This window comes from Streptomyces sp. NPDC028419 (assembly GCF_055565515.1).
Genome location: NZ_JBVHUE010000002.1, coordinates 313,322 through 329,270 on the forward strand (window position 1 = coordinate 313,322; position 15,949 = coordinate 329,270).

Below are 15,949 nucleotides of genomic sequence, written 5' to 3' on the forward strand. Positions count from 1 at the left end.
TTCAACCACCTCCCCCAGGTGGTGAGACCCCCCTCCTCCCGCCGACGCGCCCACGGGGGGCCCCCCCCCCCCCCCCCGAGGCGCCCACCGGGGGTTGGCCCGGCTCTGGTCCGGCTCGGGCTGTGGTGCCCGCTGGGGGGCGGCCCGGCTCGGGCCGTGGTGGCTGCCGGGGGTCGGCCCGGTTGTGGCCGGGGTGTCTGTCGGGTGTGGGGTCGGCGTGAGGCCGGGTGGCCACCGGGGCCTGCCCGGGGGCCTGCCCGGGGGTTGGCCGGCTCTGGTCCGGCGCGGGCTGTGGTGCCTGCCGGGGGTTGGCCCGGCTCTGGCCAGGCTCGGGCCGTGGTCCCTGCCGGGGGTCGGCCCGGTTGTGCCGTGGTGTCTGTCGGGCGCCGTCCCGGCTGTGGCCGGGGTGTCTGCCGGGTACGGGCCCGGCGCGAGTGCGGGTGGCTGCCGGGGCCTGTCCGGGGGTTGGCCCGGCTCCGGTCCGGCTCGGGTCGTGGTGCCTGCCGGGGGTTGGCCCGGCTCTGGCCAGGCTCGGGCCGTGGTCCCCGCCGGGGGTCGGCCCGGTTGTGCCGTGGTGCCTGCCGGGGGTCGGCCCGGTTGTGGCCGGGGTGTCTGTCGGGTGCGGGGTCGGCGTGAGTCCGGGTGGTTGCCGGGGCCTGTCCGGGGGTTGGCCCGGCTCTGGTCCGGCGCGGGTCGTGGTGCCCGCTGGGGGTCGGCCCGGCTCGGGCCGTGGTGCCTGTCGGGCGCCGTCCCGGCTGTGGCCGCGGTGTCTGCCGGGTACGGGCCCGGCGTGAGTCCGGGTGGTTGCCGGGGCCTGTCCGGGGGTTGGCCCGGCTCTGGTCCGGCGCGGGTCGTGGTGCCTGCCCGGGGGTCGGCCCGGTTGTGGCCGGGGTGTCTGTCGGGTGTGGGGTCGGCGTGAGGCCGGGTGGCCGCCGGCCCGGTCGGGGCACCGGGGGAAACCCTTGAATGCGGGTGGGCCGGTCGCGGTCGTTGTGGTCGGGGTGCGGGCGGCCTACCGTGCCCTCTCGGGAGGTTCGAGGTGGGCGCAGACGTGGGCGGCGCGGGCTCCGGTCCGCCGGGTGCGGGGGACGTGGAGCGGGTCCTGCGGGAGCTCCGGCGCGGCGGGCGGGTCGCGGTGGCGGGGCCCTGGGGGGCGGGTCGGACCACCGTCCTCGACGGGGTCCTGCGCACGCTGCCCGGGTCCGCCGACCGGAGCACGCTGCGGATCACCACCGCGCGCGGAGACCAGGACCAACCCTTCGGCGCGCTGGCCCAGTTGCTCTCCTCCCGCACGGCGCCCGAACTCGCCGCCCTGGCTCCCCGGCAGGCCCGGCTGGTCGACCGGCTCCTGCACCGCGGGCCGGACGAGCGCCCCCTCGCGGACGGGGACCGGCTCCCCCTCCGGCTCGCGCTGACCGCGCTGCTCGCCAGCCGGGACCACCTGCTCGCCGTGGACGGAGCCCACTGGCTCGACCCCGACAGCGCCGACACCCTCGGCTACGCCCTGCGGACCCTGCCCGCGCCGCGCCTGCGGGCCGTGGTGACCGAACGCGCCCAGGGCCGGGCGCAGGCCGCCGCCGACCTGCTCGGCGGACATCCGCCCCAGGTGGACCTCGCCCCGCTGGACGCCGAGGAGAGCGCCGCCCTGCTCGCCGCGCACGGCCTGCCCACCCGGTGGGCCGCGACACTGCAACGGCACTGCGGAGGACACCGGTTGCTGACCGCCCTGACCTGCCACGCCCTCGCCCAGCTCCCGCCGGCGCCCGGGCACGGCCCGCCCCTGCCGCCGCAGGCGGTCGCCGCCGCCACGGCCTGGCTGCGCGAGACCCTCGGCCCGGAGGCCCGCCGGACCCTCATGCTGGCCGCGCTGACCGTACGTCCCTCCGCGTCCCTGCTGCTGCGCGCCGGCTGTCCCGACGCCGAGGAACACCTCGCGCAGGCCGTCGAGGCCGGGGTGCTGCGCACCGGCCCCGGGGACGGCGTCCACTTCACCGCCACGGCGCTCGCCCGGGCCGCCGCCCGCGCACAGGACCGGCGCGGGCGCTCCCGCGCGCACCGGACCCTCGCCCTGGCGGTGGGCGACCCGGTGCACGAGGCCCGGCACCGCGCCCTGGCCCAGGACCGCCCCGACCCGGGCCTCGCGGAGGACACCGAACTCGCCGCCAGCGTCGCGCGCGACGCGGGGGAGCGGGCACTGGCCGCCGAACTCTTCCTGCTCGCCGCCGAGATCACCCCGGTGGACCGGCCCGCTCCGCGGACGCGCAGGCTCACCGCCTCGGCACGGGAAGCGGCCGCCGCGGGCGCCACTGAACTCGCCCGGCAGGCGGCCGACGCCGTCATCGCGGCCCGGGCCGAACCGGTCCACCAGGTCACCGCGTTGCTCGCGCTCGTCGACGCGCACGGCCAGGCACTGGCCGGCGTGGAGCCGCTGCTGGCCCGGTGCCGGGAGCTGGCCGCGGGCCACCCGGAGCTGCTGGCCGCCGTGGAGATCAGGGCGGCCATCGTCGCCAACATCGCGCACGGGGCACCGGAGCGGGCCCTGCGCGCGGCCGCGCGCGCCGCCGAACTGGCCCGCCGCGGCGGCCACCGCCCGCTGGAGGCGGCCGCGTTGACGATGCGGGCCCGCATGGAGCGCGTCCTCGGCGCGCCCGCCGCCCCCGACACCCTGGCCCGGGCCCTCGCCCTGGGGGTCCCCGCCCAGCAGTCGGGCATCCGCAACAGTGCCCAGTACCTCGCCGCCCGGCACGCCGTCTTCGACGACCGGCTGCGCGAGGCGCGCGGCCGGTTGACCGCGCTCCTCGCGCTCGCGGAGCACGAGGGGGACGCCGAGGACCTCGTCGACGTCTGGCGCAGCCTCGCCGAGGTCGACACCCGCCTCGGCGCCTGCGGCCCCGCCCTCGCATGGGCCGACCGGGCGGTGCGGCTGTCCACCACCGCGGCGCTGTCGATGGGGCCGGCCTGGTACACCGCCGCCCTGACGCAGAGCGCCGCCGGGTCGTTCACGGCCGCGCTGCGCACCGCCGCCTGCGGGGCCCGGGCCTCCCGGGAGGAGGGGGACGGGCTGTACGTCGCGCGCAACCTCTGGATCACGGGCGCGGTGCACCTGCACACCGGGGAGATCGCGCGCGCCGCGGCGACCTTCATCGCCCTCGCCGAAGCGGAGGAGAACGGACCACCGGCGGAGCCCAGCACCTTCCGCTGGCAGCCGGACGCCATCGAGGCCTTCACCCGCGCCGGGCAGCTGCCCCGCGCGCGGCAGTTGCTCGACCGGACCCGGGCCGCGCTGGGCGCGCCGGACGCGGACTGCGGGACGGGGGCCGCCCTGACCCGGGCCCGCGGCGTGCTCCTGGCCCGCGCCCCCGGCCGTACGGGCGGCGCCCCGGCCGCCGCCGGTGACGAGGCCACCGACTGCCTGCACCGCGCCGCCGCCGGGTTCGAGCGGCTGGACCTGCCGCTCGAACGGGCCCGTACCCTGGTCGCCCTGGGCCGGGTCGAGCGCGCCCGACGCCGGCAGGCGGCCGCCCGTACCGCCTGGGAGGCGGCCCTCGACGTCTTCGAGGAGACCGGCGCCCGCCCCTGGCAGCAGATCACCCGGGACCTGCTCGACCGCGCGGCGCCCGCCCCGCACGCCGGGTCCGGCGCCGGCCGCGCCGAGCTGACCGAGTCGGAGGCGCGCCTCGCGGACCTCGTGCGGCGCGGCGCGTCCAACCAGGACGCGGCCCGGTACCTCTTCCTCTCCGTCAAGACCGTCGAGGGCATGCTCAGCCGGATCTACCGCAAGCTCGGCGTCCGCTCGCGCACCCAGCTCGCCGCCGCCCTGGCCGGCCACCCCTGACCCACGGGCCCGGGCGGCGACGGCCCGGAGCGCGGGTGGCGGTGCCGACAACCGTCACCCGCGCACCCCCCCTTCGCGCCCGGCGGCCACACCGGATGGAGCGGGGCGGATCTTTCACTCGAAGGAGTTGCCCCCGGTGGGCTCGATCGACTGTCCGCCGATCCCCGCGGCCCCGCCGAGCTGCTCCCGCCACCACGACTCCACGTCGCGCTCGTTCATCGCGGCCCACGCGGGCGTGCTCTCCACCTGGGCCCGGCCGAGCCGGCGGGCCAGTGCGACCAGCTCCCGCCCCGCCGGCCCGCGGGCCTCCTCGTAGCCCCGCACCAGCCCCTCCCAGGAACCGGCACCGCGCCAGGCGCTCTCGAAGGCGCTCGCGTCCTGGAGGGCCTTCGCGGCTCCGCTGGTGTTGTGCGGCCGCACCACGGTGGCGGCGTCACCGCCCAGCAGGAGGCGCCCCGACGTGGTCCGCGGGGTCTCCAGGTCGTAGATGGGCTGTACGAAGGTGTCCTCCGGCTTCGTCAGGGAGAGCACGTCGGCCCAGTACGGCGGGAACTCCCGCGCCAGCAGCGCGGCCAGGTGGGCGGCCAGCTCCGGGCTGAGCCGGCCGGCCGGGAAGCTCGTCGGATCGCTCGCCGGATCGTCCAGGCGCAGCGCGCCGCGCGGCGGGGCGGCGTAGAGGACCCAGTTCACCCGGGGGCCGTCCGGCCCCGGGATGCGGTAGACCACACAACTCCCGCCGGGGAAGCAGACGGTGGTGACCGCGTCGTCCCACGCCCCGGCCGACGGATCGAGGGCGGCGGCCCCGCGCGCGTCGAGGTTCCCGCGCCAGCAGACGTATCCCGCGTAGCGGGGACGCGACTGCGGGCAGACGGTCCGGCGCACGACCGAGCGGTAGCCGTCGGCGCCGACGGACAGGTCGTGGCGCTCGACCGCGCCGGAGTCCAGGCGGACCTCGGCCCGGTCGCCGGAGCGGACCACCGCCGTGACCGTCTCCCCCTGGCGGTAGGCCACGGAGGCGGGCATCCCGTCGCGCAACCCGCGCCACAGCAGACCCCAGTGGTAGGAGTGGAAGGGGAACGGCTGCTCCCAGATCACCCGCCCGCCCGCGCCGGCCAAGGGCCCGCCCGCGCCGCCCTCGGCGGCCCCGTCCCGGACCACCCACCGGCGCCTGACCAGCCGGTGCGCGGGGATCTTGCCCGGCAGCGCGCCGGTGGCCGACAGCTCGGCGGCCCGTTCGTCGTGGACGCAGAGCCCGAGCCCCCGGTCCTGGAGCCGCCCCAGGGTCCGCTCCAGCACCACCACCTCGCGCGCGCCGGCCCGCACGGCCGCCGCGGCGAACGCACAGCCCGCGATGCTCCCGCCGATCACCGCGACCGAACCGCCGCCTCGCATATCCGCTCCCTCCAGGAGTACGTCCGCAGGGCTCACCCTGCCCACCGGACGCCGGACGCACGCGCGCCGGCCGCCTCAGGCCTGCAGGATGCCCGTTCCCAACAGGCCGAAGAGCAGGACGCCGACGGCGATGCGGTAGGCCACGAAGGCGTTGAAGGAGTGTTTCGCGACGAACTTCAGCAGCCAGGCGATCGAGGCGTAGGCGACCACGAAGGACACCAGCGTCCCCACGAGCAGCGGGACGGCGCCCACGCCGGCGCCGACCGCGTCCTTGAGTTCGTAGAGGCCGGCGCCGGTCAGGGCGGGGATGCCGAGGAAGAAGGACAGGCGGGTGGCGGCGACCCGTTCGAGGTCGAGGATCAGGCCGGTGGACATGGTGGCGCCGGAGCGGGAGAAGCCGGGGAAGAGCAGGGCGAGGATCTGCGAGGACCCCACGAACATCGCGTCCTTCAGCGAGGTGTCGTCCTCGCCGCGCTTGTGGCGCCCCATCCGGTCGGCGGCCCACATGAGGCCGCTGCCGACGATCAGGGAGCCGGCGACCACCCACAGCGAGGCGAGGGGGCCCTCGATCAGGGGCTTGGCGGCCAGTCCGACGACGACGATGGGGATCGTGGCGTAGATGACCCACCAGGCGAACTTGTAGTCGTGGTGGTAGCGCTCCTCCGGGTCGCGCAGACCCCGGCCCCACGCGGAGACGATCCGCACGATGTCCTTGAAGAAGTACACGAGGACCGCCGCGATGGCCCCCACCTGGATCACGGCCGTGAACGCGACCACGCTCTTGTCGTCGACGGGGATCCCCATCAGCCCCTCGGTGATCTTCAGGTGCCCGGTCGAGGAGACCGGCAGGAATTCCGTCACCCCCTCGACCACGCCCAGAATCACGGCCTGACCGATGCTGATCGCGCTCACGTGCATCACCTTCGCGGTGTCGTCGAAGTGGCGTCGGCCCGGGCGGCCGCCGCAGGTGCGGTACGGGACGCCCCGCTGGCCGCCCCCGTCGGCATAGATGGTGCCCGACCCGGACCCCGCCTCCGCGCGCCGTCACCCCGCCGACCGAGCCGCGCGCACCCGTCCCCGACCCGGCGCGACCGCGTGTCGCTCGCGCCCCCGCGGGCGGCGGGCCGGGCATGGTGGCCGGGCGGCGACCGCCGGACCGGCGGCGCCGGACAGCACGGACGAGGAGGATCCATGAAGGCCACCGACGTACTGGCCGACGCGTTCGGGCGCATCCGGGAGGTGGTCCACGAGAGCGTCGAGGGCCTCTCGGCCGACGAACTGGCCGCCCGCCTCGACCCGCGGGCGAACTCGATCGCCTGGCTGGTGTGGCACCTGACGCGGGTCCAGGACGACCACGTGGCGGAGGTCGCGGAGCGGGAACAGGTGTGGACCGCCGGGGGCTGGGCCGACCGGTTCGACCTGCCGCTGCCCGTCGACGCGACCGGCTACGGTCACACCGCCCAGCAGGTCGGCTCCGTCCGGGTCGACTCGGACGCCCTGCTGCTGGGGTACTTCGACGCCGTGCACGAGCGGACCGTCGCCTTCCTGCACGGCCTCGCCGCCACCGACCTGGACCGGGTGGTCGACGAGCGCTGGGATCCGCCGGTCACCCTCGGAGCCCGCCTGGTCAGCGTCCTGGCCGACGACCTCCAGCACGCCGGACAGGCGGCCTTCGTCCGGGGCGCCCTGCGCCGACGGTGACCGGGCGGGCCGGACGGGGCGGGCGGCGCGCACGGTCCGACCCGCGGTGGGACGGCCCCGGGGCGCGCTGATAGAACTGCGCTCAGACACACGTTTCGTCGCCGCCGGGCGGCAGGAGAGGGAGTTCCCGATGGATGTACGGCACTTCGAGCGGATCACCGCCTTCATCGAGGAGCGCCTGACCCCGCTGTTCGCCGAGGAGACCGGCAGCGAGAACGGGTTCGGGATGGACGACACCTCGCGGGCGCTGCGCGCGCTGCGCAACGCCGTGCTGGAGGCGTCCGCGGTCAAGGGGCTCCTGGAGAAGCGCCCGACCGCCGAACCGGCGGTGCGCCGGGTCATCGACCAGGCGGTCGAGCAGCACTGGGACGTCCTGCGCGGGGTGGCCCGCCAGTGGGAGGACCACCCCGACTTCGTGCGGGAGTTCAAGCGGCACGCGTGGGAACTCGACGAGGCCCCCGCCGCCGTGCCCGCGGCCTGAGTGCGTCAGTCGCCCCGGCCGGCGTCCGCGTCGGCATCGGCCGCCGCCTTGTCGGCGTCGTCGAGCGTCTGACGCATCTGCGCCCGCTGGGCGTCGTCGCCCGCCCCGGCGGATCGCTCCGCCGCGGGACGGGCGCCCGACCCCGGCGCACATCCGGTGACCAGCAGCGCCGCCCCGGTGGCCAGGACGGCGAGTGCGACGGCGGCGCGGCGCGCCACGCTCACTTGGCGCCCTGGGCCGCGCACCAGGTGCTCACGGCCTTCAGGTCGCCCTGTCGCTTCTGCAGCGTGGGCAGCAGGGCCTTGCGCGCGGTGAGGCGGTCGTTCAGGTAGGTGTAGACCTCGGTGTGGCCGGCGGTCTTGGCGTTGGCGACGCGCTGCTCCAGGCGCGTGACCGAGCCGGCCACGGTCGCGTCGCCGCCGAGGCGGGTGATCGCGGCGTCGACCCGGCCCTTGGTCTTCGGCAGGCGCTTGCAGATCTCCTTGGAGCCGTCCCCCTTCGGCGCGGACTTGGCACCCTTGCCGTCCTTCCCCGAGCCGGCGGGGGACGAGTCGGCCTGCGCGGGAGCGACGGCGAGCAGTGCTCCGGCCAGGGCGAGGGCGCCGATCGCGGCGACGGTCGTGCGGTTCGCGGGCATGGTCGTGTCTCCTCAAGTGCGGACGGGCCGGCACCCGGGCGGGCCGGCCGCGCCCGACGCTAGGGACCGTCCTTGTGGTTTCTTTGTGAGTCCGCCGGACCTGCCGCCGGACCTGCCGCCGGACCTGCCGCCGGACCTGCCGCCGGACCTGCCGCCGGACCTGCCGCCGGACCTGCCGCCGGGGCGTCGCCCCGGGAGATCCAGTCGCGCCGCGCGGGCAGGGCGGGGAGACCGCCGCCGTCCGCGGCGGCCAGCGGCAGCCGCACCTCGATCCGGGCGCCCGCTCCGCCCTCCGGGGTCCTGATGGTGACCGTGGCGCCGTGCAGCGCCGCCTGCTGGGCGACCAGGGTCAGCCCGAGTCCCGACCCGGGGCTGCCGGGCCGGTGGTGGAAGCGCCGGAAGACGCTGTCGCGGTCGCGCGGCGGGATGCCGGGGCCCTCGTCGTCCACGGTGAGCACGGCGTACGGGCCCCGCGCGCGCAGCCGTACGCGGACCACCGGCGCCTCGTCCGGCCGGTGACCGTGGACCACCGCGTTGCCCAGCAGGTTGGCCAGCAGGATCATCAGCCCGGCGTCCCAGCCGAAGACCCGCAGCTCCGCGGGGAGGTCGGTGCTCGTACGGGCCCCGGGATGACGCCGGGCGACCTCGGCTACCGCCGTGTCCACCAGCTCGGCGAGGTCCAGCGGGCCGAAGGCCGACGCCTCCACCAGATCGCCCCGGGCGAGCGTCTGGAGGGCGGTGAGCAGTTCGAGCAGCCGGGCGTGGTCGTCCTGCAGGTCCTTGACGACTTCGGCCCGCTCGGCGGGGGAGAGGTCGGGGTGCGCGGCGAGCACGTCCAGGTCGGTCCGCATGCTCATCAACGGGGTGCGCAGCTCGTGCGACGCGGCCGAGGAGAACGACCGGGCGGTGTCCAGCGCCTGCGCCGTGCGCGCAGCCTGCTCCTCGTAGCGGGCGAGCAACTGGCCGATGGCGGCGGACAGCTCGTCCACCTCGGCGATGTGGACGGGAGCGGTGGCGAAGGCGGCCGCGCCGGCCCCCGGGTCCAGCGCCGCGGCGCGCCGGCTCAGCCGCCGCACGGAGGCGGTCGCGCGCCCGGCGAGGGCGCGGGCGAGCAGGCCGGAGACCGGGGCCGAGAGCAGGGCGACCAGCAGGACCCGCCCGCGCACCGCGGTCAGCTGCGGGTCGGCGGCCGAGGCGGGGGTGAACAGCCACAACGTCCCCGGCGCCGGACCGGCCACCGGGACGGTCAGCACCCGCCAGGCGTGGCCCTTGGCCCGTACGGTGACGGGCCCGCCCGAACCCGGCTCGGGCAGCCGGGCCGGATCCGCGGGCTGCGGGCCGCCCACCAGGACGTCGGCGCCGTCCGCGGAGCGCACCCGGATCCCGGCGTCGAGGACGGCGTCGAGCACCTTGCGATGCTGGTTCTGCTCCACCTTGGGCCGCCCGCGCAGGTCGGCCGCGAGCAGGGCCCGTACGTCGGGCAGCGCGGCGGCGGCCAGGTCCTGGAGCCGGGTGTCCTGCTGGCGGTGCAGGTCCCGGCTGACCAGCCCCAGCACCAGCAGGCCGGCGCCGAGCACCAGCAACGGCACGACCACGGTCACCGAGAGCGCGATCCGGGTGGCGAGCTTCACGGACCGTCCTCCCCGGGCACGCGCAGGACGAAGCCGACGCCGCGGACCGTGTGGATCAGGCGCGGGCGTCCGCCCTCCTCCAGCTTGCGGCGCAGATAGCTGACGAAGGTGTCGACGGCGTCCGTGCGCACCTCGAAGTCGTAGCCCCAGACGCGGTCCAGCAGCTGGTCCCGGGTGAGGACGATCCGGGCGTTGCGGACCAGCTGCACCAGCAGCTCGAACTCCCGCCGGGTGAGGTGGAGTTCGACGCCGTCGTGGTGCACCTGTCGGGTCGCCTGGTCGATCACCAGCGGGCCCTCGCGCAGCACCTCCGAGAGGGCCTGTCGCGGTCGCCGCCGCAGGATGGCGCGCAGCCGCAGCACCAGCTCCTCCAGCGCGAAGGGTTTGACCAGGTAGTCGTCGGCGCCGGCCTGGAGACCGGCGACCCGGTCCGCCAGCTCGTCGAGGGCCGAGAGCATCAGGACGGGCGTCGCGTCCCCCCGCTCCCGCAGCCGGCGGCAGACCTCCGTGCCGGTCAGCCCCGGCATGCACACGTCCAGCACCAGGACGTCCGGGGACCGCTCGGCGAACAGGTCGAGGGCGGCGATCCCGTCCTCGGCGAGCAGCACGGTGAAGCCGCTCAGCCGCAGCCCCCGCTCCAGGGAGCGGCGGATGGCCGCGTCGTCGTCCGCGACCACCACCACGCCCGAGGTCCCGCCCGCGCCGCCCCGCTGCCCGCTCACCCTGTCCTCCTCGCCGGCCCCGTCCGAGACCGGGCCCGACCCTCTCACGCCCGCGCGTCCGCCCGGCACCCGGGGCGGGAACGCGCGGGCGCACCGCTGCCCCCGGGGGGTTCCCGGGGGCAGCGGCGTCGCGGAGCGGGTGCGGGTTACGGCCGCACGAGGACGATCGAGTTGATCGGCGTGAGGTTCTTGTCGATGAAGTAGCCGGCGCCCAGGTAGCCCTCGCAGTTGGCGCCGTTGTAACCGAGACAGGTGCGCGCGGTCGCGCCGCCGGTCTGGTTGTTGAAGACGTAGTGCTGGCCCTCCTGGTTGGAGAGGTTGTGCGCACCGTAGCTGTAGAAGACGAGGTCCGGGTGGTCGTTGTTCCACCCGGCGTCGCGCGGGTAGACGCAGACCGCGCCGGACGGGCAGCCGTGCACGGTGGCGGCGGCCGAGGCCGACGCGGTGGGGGCGACGGTGGCGGCCAGGCCCAGGGCGAGGGTGCCCGACGCGGCCAGGAGGGCGAGCTTCTTGCGTGCGTTCACTGCGTGCTCCTCTGATGACGAACGGTGTGTGCGGTGGGTCGGAACCCGGTCACTTGCAGGTCGGGACGCCGTCCAGCCAGGCCGGTCCCTGGATGTAGATGTTGGTGAGCCAGGCGTTGTAGTCCGGCAGGTAGGACCAGGCGTCGTTGTGGTAGCCCTCGGCGTCCACCCACTGGGCGTGCTTCTGGCAGCTGACGCGGATCCGGGTGGGCCCGGGGAACTTGACGGCCCGCGGACTCGTCGTGGACGGCTCGGTGTGCGTCCACACGTCCGTGCCCCAGGTGGAGAAGTTGGTGCCCTGGCCCGGCGCGGCGGCGATCCGCACCGCCCCGTTGTAGTCCCCGCCCGTCGTCAGGTCGCTGACCATCACGCGGGTGCCGGACTGCTTGGCCTGGACCATCTTTCCGGCGCCGAGGTAGAGGGCGATGTGGTGGATGCCGTTGTCGCCGCCCCAGGCCAGCAGGTCACCGGGGAGCAGCGCCCCGGTCCCCTGCGACGCGGGGATGCGCAGGGTGACCCGCGGCGAGTAGTACTGGCTGTTGGCGTTGCCCGCCAGCGGGTCCTGTCCGGTCGCCTGGGCGTAGGCGTACCGCACCAGGCCCGAGCAGTCGAAGCCGATCCGCTCGGGATCGTGTTCGCTGGCCGGGTCGGTGGGGTCGACCTGACCGTAGGTGGCGCCCGGCTGCGGCCCGTGGCCGCCGCCCCAGGTGTACCAGACGCCGATCTGTGTGCAGGCCGCCCGGACCGCCGCCTCCGCCGCGGCCGCGGCCCCGGTCGCGAGGACCCCGCAGGTGGCTTCGGCCTGCGTGGGGCGGGCCGACACCGCCGGCGGCGCGGCGGGCGCCGCCGCGGCGGGCTGAGCGATCGCCCCGACGGCGCAGACCGCCAGGATCCCCGCGACGACCGCGGACCGCTTCGCTCTGGAAAGGATGCTGCGCATGCCGCTGTTCCCCCGTTTCGTGGTGCTGCCGCGAGTGCCGGGACCGAACGAGGTCACCGGCTGCGGTGCTCCGAGACTGGTCCGCGGCCGGGGTCCGTGTCGAGGAGCCACGCGTCGCCCGTGCGAGTGGGAAACGGGAAACCCCCGGGAAACGGGCTCCCGTCGGCGCCCGCGGGGCCGGCGGGAGCCCTACCGCCGGGCCGGGCAGACCCGTTGGTACGGCTCGTCCGGCAGGATCCGGGCCCACCGCGAGCTCCCGGTGTCACCCACCAGCCGGCACAACTCGGCCCTGCGCCGCGTGACGTCCGTAGTCCAGAGCCGGACGGTCCCGTCGTTGCTGCTGCTCGCCAGCGTGCCCGGGAGCACCGGGTCGAAGACGACTCCCCAGACGGGGCCGGTGTGACCGCTCAGCGTGGCGAGCTGACGGTCGCCCACGGGGTCCCACAGCTTCACGGTCTGATCGCTGCCGCTGCTCGCCAAGGCCGCGCCGTCCGGGCTGAACGCCACCGCACGCACCGAGCCGTTGTGGCCCGCGAGGGTGCCCGCCGCCGCCCGCCGCCCGATGTCCCACAGCCGCACCAGCCCGTCGTTGCCCCCGCTGGCCAGGGTCCGCCCGTCCGGTGCGAAGGCGATCCCGCGCACCGATCCGGTGTGCCCGCGCAGCACGGCGCGCTGCGGGTGCCCGGGTTCCGACGCGTCCCACAGGCGCACCGTCAGGTCGTCGCTGCCGGTGGCGAGGGTCCGGCCGTCCGGGCTGAAGGCGACGGCGTTGACGAAGTCCTGGTGGCCTTCGAGCACGGCGTCGCGCCGCCGGGAGGCCACGTTCCACAGCGCGACCGTGCGGTCGGCGCTCGCCGACGCCAGTTCCCGGCCGTCGGGGGCGAAGGCGAGGGCGAACACGGAACCGAGGTGGCCGGTGAGCTTCGCGTACGGATCGCCCGTCGCCGTCTCCCACACCCTGACCGTCCGATCGGCCCCCGCGGAGGCGACGTACCGCCCGTCGGGGGAGAAGACGACGGCGAAGACGGAACCGTCGTGCCCGGTCAGGGTGTTGACCAGCCGACGCCGGGCGGTGTCCCAGATCCGCACGGTGCCGTCCCCCTCGGCGGCGGCGAGCAGCCGCCCGTCGGGGGAGAAGGCCGACTGCCACGACTCGGTGAAGGGCCGCGCGGCCAGCGCGGTCCGGCCCGGGTCCCACAGGACCACGGACTGGTCGAAGCCGCCCGTGGCCAACTCCTGCCCGGGTCCGGCGGCGACGGCCAGCACGTAGTCGGTGTGGCCGGACAGGGTGGTGATCGTCTTGCGGGTGACCGGGTCCCACAGCTTCACCGTGCCGTCGCCGCTCGCGCTGATGACCGTGTCACCGCCGCGGGTGAAGGCGACCCCGTTGACGTCGTCGCCGTGCCCGGTGAGGACGGCGCGCACCGTGCCCGCCGGCAGGTCCCACAGGCGTACGGTCCGGTCGGCGCCGCCGGAGGCGAGCGTGCGCCCGTCCGGGCTGAAGGCGACCCCGAGGACCTGGTCGGTGTGGTCCGCGAGGACCGCCGCCTGCCGCTCCCCGGCCACGCTCCACAGGCGTACGGTGCGGTCGGCGCCGGCCGAGGCGACCGTGGCTCCGTCCGGGCTGAAGGCCACGCCCATGACCGTGTCCTCGTGCCCGCTCAGCACGGCCCGGAACGTGCCCTCGGGGAGGTTCCACAGCCGGACGGTGCGGTCCAGGCCGCCGCTGGCCAGCGTCCGGCCGTCCGGAGCGAAGGCCACCGAACGCACCGCACCGCGGTGCCCCGTCAGCGTCGCGGTGATCCGGTGCGCGGCCGTGTCCCAGAGCCGCACCGTCCCGTCCGCGCTCGCCGTCGCCAGCCGCAGTCCGTCGGGGCTGAAGGCGACCGAGGTCACCGGGCCCGTGTGGCCCCGCAGCGTGGCCACCGGGGTGCGCGCGGCGACGTCCCACAAGCGGACGGTGGTGTCCGAGCTGGCCGAGGCGATGAGCTTTCCGTCGGGGCTGAAGGCGACGGAGTTGACCGGCCCCTCGTGCCCGGGGAGCCGGCCGGCGAAGTACTGCGCCTGGGTGCTCAGCAGCGCGCCGCGCGCCTGCGGGGTCGGCGCGGTGTCGTACGCGCCGGCCGCGAGCAGCATCGAGGCCTCGGGCTGTCCCGCCGCGAGCAGCCCGGCTCGCACCGCCATCGCCTGGGACTGCGCGGTGCGCCGCTGGTCCACCGCCTGTGACCGCTGCTGGAGGGCCAGGGCCCCGGCGGTCAGGGCGACGGCGAGCAGCCCGGCCAGTGTGAGCACCATGGCCCGGCGGACCCGGCTCTGGCGCGCCGCGGCCCGCTCGCGCCGGTCCTCCTCCGCCTCGCACGCGTCGACGAACTCCCGCTCCTCGGGCCCGAGCCCGGAGCGGTCGGCCGCCCGGTCCAGCCACTCCCGTACGCCCGCCAGCCGGGTCCCCCGGTAGAGCAGGCTCGGATCGCGCCCGCCGGCGGTCCACTCGGCCCCCGCCTCGGAGAGCTGCTGGCGCATCCGCAGCGAGGCCCGGTCCCGCTCGGTCCACTCGCGCAGCCGCGGCCAGGCGTGCAGCAGCGCCTCGTGGGTGATCTCCACGGTCGCGCCGCCCGCCGTCACGAGCCGGGCCTCGATGAAGGCGTCGAGGGCCCGGCCCCCGGCCGCGGGCTCGGGCAACTGGCGCAGCAGCCGGCCGCGCTCCACCGGTCGGCGCGTCTGCGCCGCGCCCTCGGCGATGTGGACCAGCCGGACGAGGAGTTCGCGCGTCATCCGCCGCTCGGCCGGGTCGAGCTGGCCGAAGACGGACTCCGCGGTGCGGGCGACCGCTCCGTGGATGCCGCCCGTCATCTCGTACCCCGCGACCGTCAGGGTCGTACCGGCGCGCTGCTGCCAGGTGATGAGCAGGGTGTGGGCCAGCAGCGGCAGGGATCCGGCGTCGGCCGCGGAGCCGTCCCCGAGGTCGCGCAGCAGCAGTTCGACGAGGCCGCCCTCCAGGCTGAGCCCGGCCCGGGCGGCCGGTCCGGTGATCGCCTCGCGCAGCTGCGCGCCGGACATCGGTCCGAGGGCGAACAGCCCGTGGGTGAAGACCTCGACGAGCTCCGGGTGGTCGAGGCAGTGACCGCAGAAGTCCGCGCGTATCCCGATCACCACGGCGGTCGTGGCGGCGCCGGCGTCCACCGCGCCGGCCGCACCGGGCCCGCGCCCCGGACCCGGCCCCCGGTCCCGGCCCGCCCCGCCGGTCGGGTCGGCCGGCGCGCGGGCCGGCCCGACCGCCGCGGCCAGCGCGTGCAGCACCCGGACGAAGGAGCGGCGCTCCCGGTCGTCCTCGCAGAGCGTGAAGACCTCTTCGAACTGGTCGACGACGAGCACCAGTCCGGCCCGGCCGCGCGCGGCCGCCGCCTCCAGCAGCACCTCCGGCCGCCCGGCCAACTCCTCGGGGGTGATCCCCGCGGCCGCCGCCCCCAGCACCTCGGCCGCGCAGCGCAGCAGTTCCTTCAGCGGGTGCGCACCCGGCGTGCACAGCACCACCGGCCAGTCGCCCGCTCCCGTCACCGGCAGCACCCCGCGCCGCAGCGCGGGCAGCAGGCCCGCCCGCAGCAGCGAGGACTTCCCCGCCCCCGACGGGGCCACCACGGCCAGCGCCCCCTGCCCGATCCGCTCGGCCAGCCGGGCCGCCAGCTCCGCCGTGTCCCCGTCCCGGCCGAAGAACCACTGGGCGTCCTGGGGCCCGTACGCCGCGAGCCCCCGGTAGGGGCAGACCGCGGCCGATCCTGGCGGGGGCCCGCCCTCGACCGCGCGCCCCTCGTCCGTGGGCGCGGCGGCGCCCGCCGCCGGACGCTGGGCCGGGACCAGCCGGGCCAGCTCGCCGCCGGCGTCGAGCGCCTCGTCGCAGCGGCGGGCGAGGTCGGGGGTCGGCGGCTTCCCGCCGTTCTCGATCTTGCTCAGGTACCCCTTGCTGTAGTGGACGGAGCGGGCAAGAGCCGAGAGCGACATCTTGCGCAGCTGGCGCATGCGCCGCAGCTCCGCCGGGAATCCACCGGTCGTCCCATCATCGGTCGGCACGGGGCGTACTTTCCCGCAGGG

At 76.6% G+C, this 15,949-nt stretch carries 12 protein-coding genes; 3 read left to right on the forward strand and 9 right to left on the reverse strand.

All coding sequences use genetic code 11. The features are described 5' to 3' along the window. The first annotated feature begins 1,039 nt into the window (after positions 1 to 1,039). Positions 1,040 to 3,835: a helix-turn-helix transcriptional regulator gene (locus ACZ4UB_RS03785; protein WP_468068029.1), complete on the forward strand. Its 2,796-nt coding sequence runs from the start codon at positions 1,040 to 1,042 to the stop codon at positions 3,833 to 3,835. 114 nt (positions 3,836 to 3,949) lie between these two features. On the opposite strand, the gene ACZ4UB_RS03790 is transcribed toward ACZ4UB_RS03785, so the two are convergent. Both ACZ4UB_RS03790 and ACZ4UB_RS03795 read right to left on the reverse strand, forming a co-directional pair. Next, positions 3,950 to 5,227 (reverse strand): FAD binding domain-containing protein, encoded by a 1,278-nt coding sequence (locus ACZ4UB_RS03790; RefSeq protein WP_468068030.1) that lies wholly within the window; start codon positions 5,225 to 5,227, stop codon positions 3,950 to 3,952. A gap of 75 nt (positions 5,228 to 5,302) precedes the next feature. Next, a complete protein-coding gene (locus ACZ4UB_RS03795) occupies positions 5,303 to 6,139 on the reverse strand; it encodes an undecaprenyl-diphosphate phosphatase (RefSeq protein WP_468068031.1) in 837 nt (278 codons plus the stop codon). Positions 6,140 to 6,418: 279 nt separating this feature from the next. Between ACZ4UB_RS03795 and ACZ4UB_RS03800 the strand changes: the two genes are divergently transcribed. After that, positions 6,419 to 6,928 (forward strand): mycothiol transferase, encoded by a 510-nt coding sequence (locus ACZ4UB_RS03800; protein WP_468068032.1) that lies wholly within the window; start codon positions 6,419 to 6,421, stop codon positions 6,926 to 6,928. A gap of 130 nt (positions 6,929 to 7,058) precedes the next feature. Then, a complete protein-coding gene (locus ACZ4UB_RS03805; protein ID WP_468068033.1) occupies positions 7,059 to 7,409 on the forward strand; it encodes a hypothetical protein in 351 nt (116 codons plus the stop codon). Positions 7,410 to 7,414: 5 nt separating this feature from the next. Here ACZ4UB_RS03805 and ACZ4UB_RS03810 read toward each other — a convergent pair whose 3' ends face one another. The 7 genes from ACZ4UB_RS03810 to ACZ4UB_RS03840 all read right to left on the reverse strand — a co-directional run bounded on the left by ACZ4UB_RS03810 (position 7,415) and on the right by ACZ4UB_RS03840 (position 15,928). Beyond that, complete coding sequence (locus ACZ4UB_RS03810) at positions 7,415 to 7,633, reverse strand: hypothetical protein (RefSeq protein WP_468068034.1); 219 nt, start codon at positions 7,631 to 7,633, stop codon at positions 7,415 to 7,417. Beyond that, positions 7,630 to 8,046 carry a hypothetical protein gene (locus ACZ4UB_RS03815; RefSeq protein ID WP_468068035.1) on the reverse strand — a complete coding sequence of 139 codons (417 nt, stop codon included), beginning with the start codon at positions 8,044 to 8,046 and terminating at the stop codon, positions 7,630 to 7,632. Before ACZ4UB_RS03815 ends, ACZ4UB_RS03810 begins: the two co-directional genes overlap by 4 nt. A 59-nt stretch (positions 8,047 to 8,105) precedes the next feature. Further along, a complete protein-coding gene (locus ACZ4UB_RS03820) occupies positions 8,106 to 9,677 on the reverse strand; it encodes a sensor histidine kinase (protein ID WP_468068036.1) in 1,572 nt (523 codons plus the stop codon). Continuing rightward, positions 9,674 to 10,399, reverse strand: a complete 726-nt coding sequence (locus tag ACZ4UB_RS03825; protein ID WP_468068037.1) for a response regulator transcription factor — start codon at positions 10,397 to 10,399, stop codon at positions 9,674 to 9,676. Before ACZ4UB_RS03825 ends, ACZ4UB_RS03820 begins: the two co-directional genes overlap by 4 nt. 146 nt (positions 10,400 to 10,545) lie before the next feature. Continuing rightward, positions 10,546 to 10,923 carry a hypothetical protein gene (locus ACZ4UB_RS03830; protein WP_468068038.1) on the reverse strand — a complete coding sequence of 126 codons (378 nt, stop codon included), beginning with the start codon at positions 10,921 to 10,923 and terminating at the stop codon, positions 10,546 to 10,548. A 49-nt stretch (positions 10,924 to 10,972) separates the two neighbouring features. After that, the gene (locus tag ACZ4UB_RS03835) at positions 10,973 to 11,863 is read right to left on the reverse strand and encodes a C40 family peptidase (RefSeq protein ID WP_468068039.1); all 891 of its coding nucleotides are present in this window, start codon (positions 11,861 to 11,863) and stop codon (positions 10,973 to 10,975) included. A gap of 189 nt (positions 11,864 to 12,052) precedes the next feature. Further along, on the reverse strand, positions 12,053 to 15,928 hold the full coding sequence (locus ACZ4UB_RS03840) for an nSTAND1 domain-containing NTPase (RefSeq protein ID WP_468068040.1): 3,876 nt from the start codon (positions 15,926 to 15,928) through the stop codon (positions 12,053 to 12,055). Positions 15,929 to 15,949 lie beyond the last annotated feature (21 nt).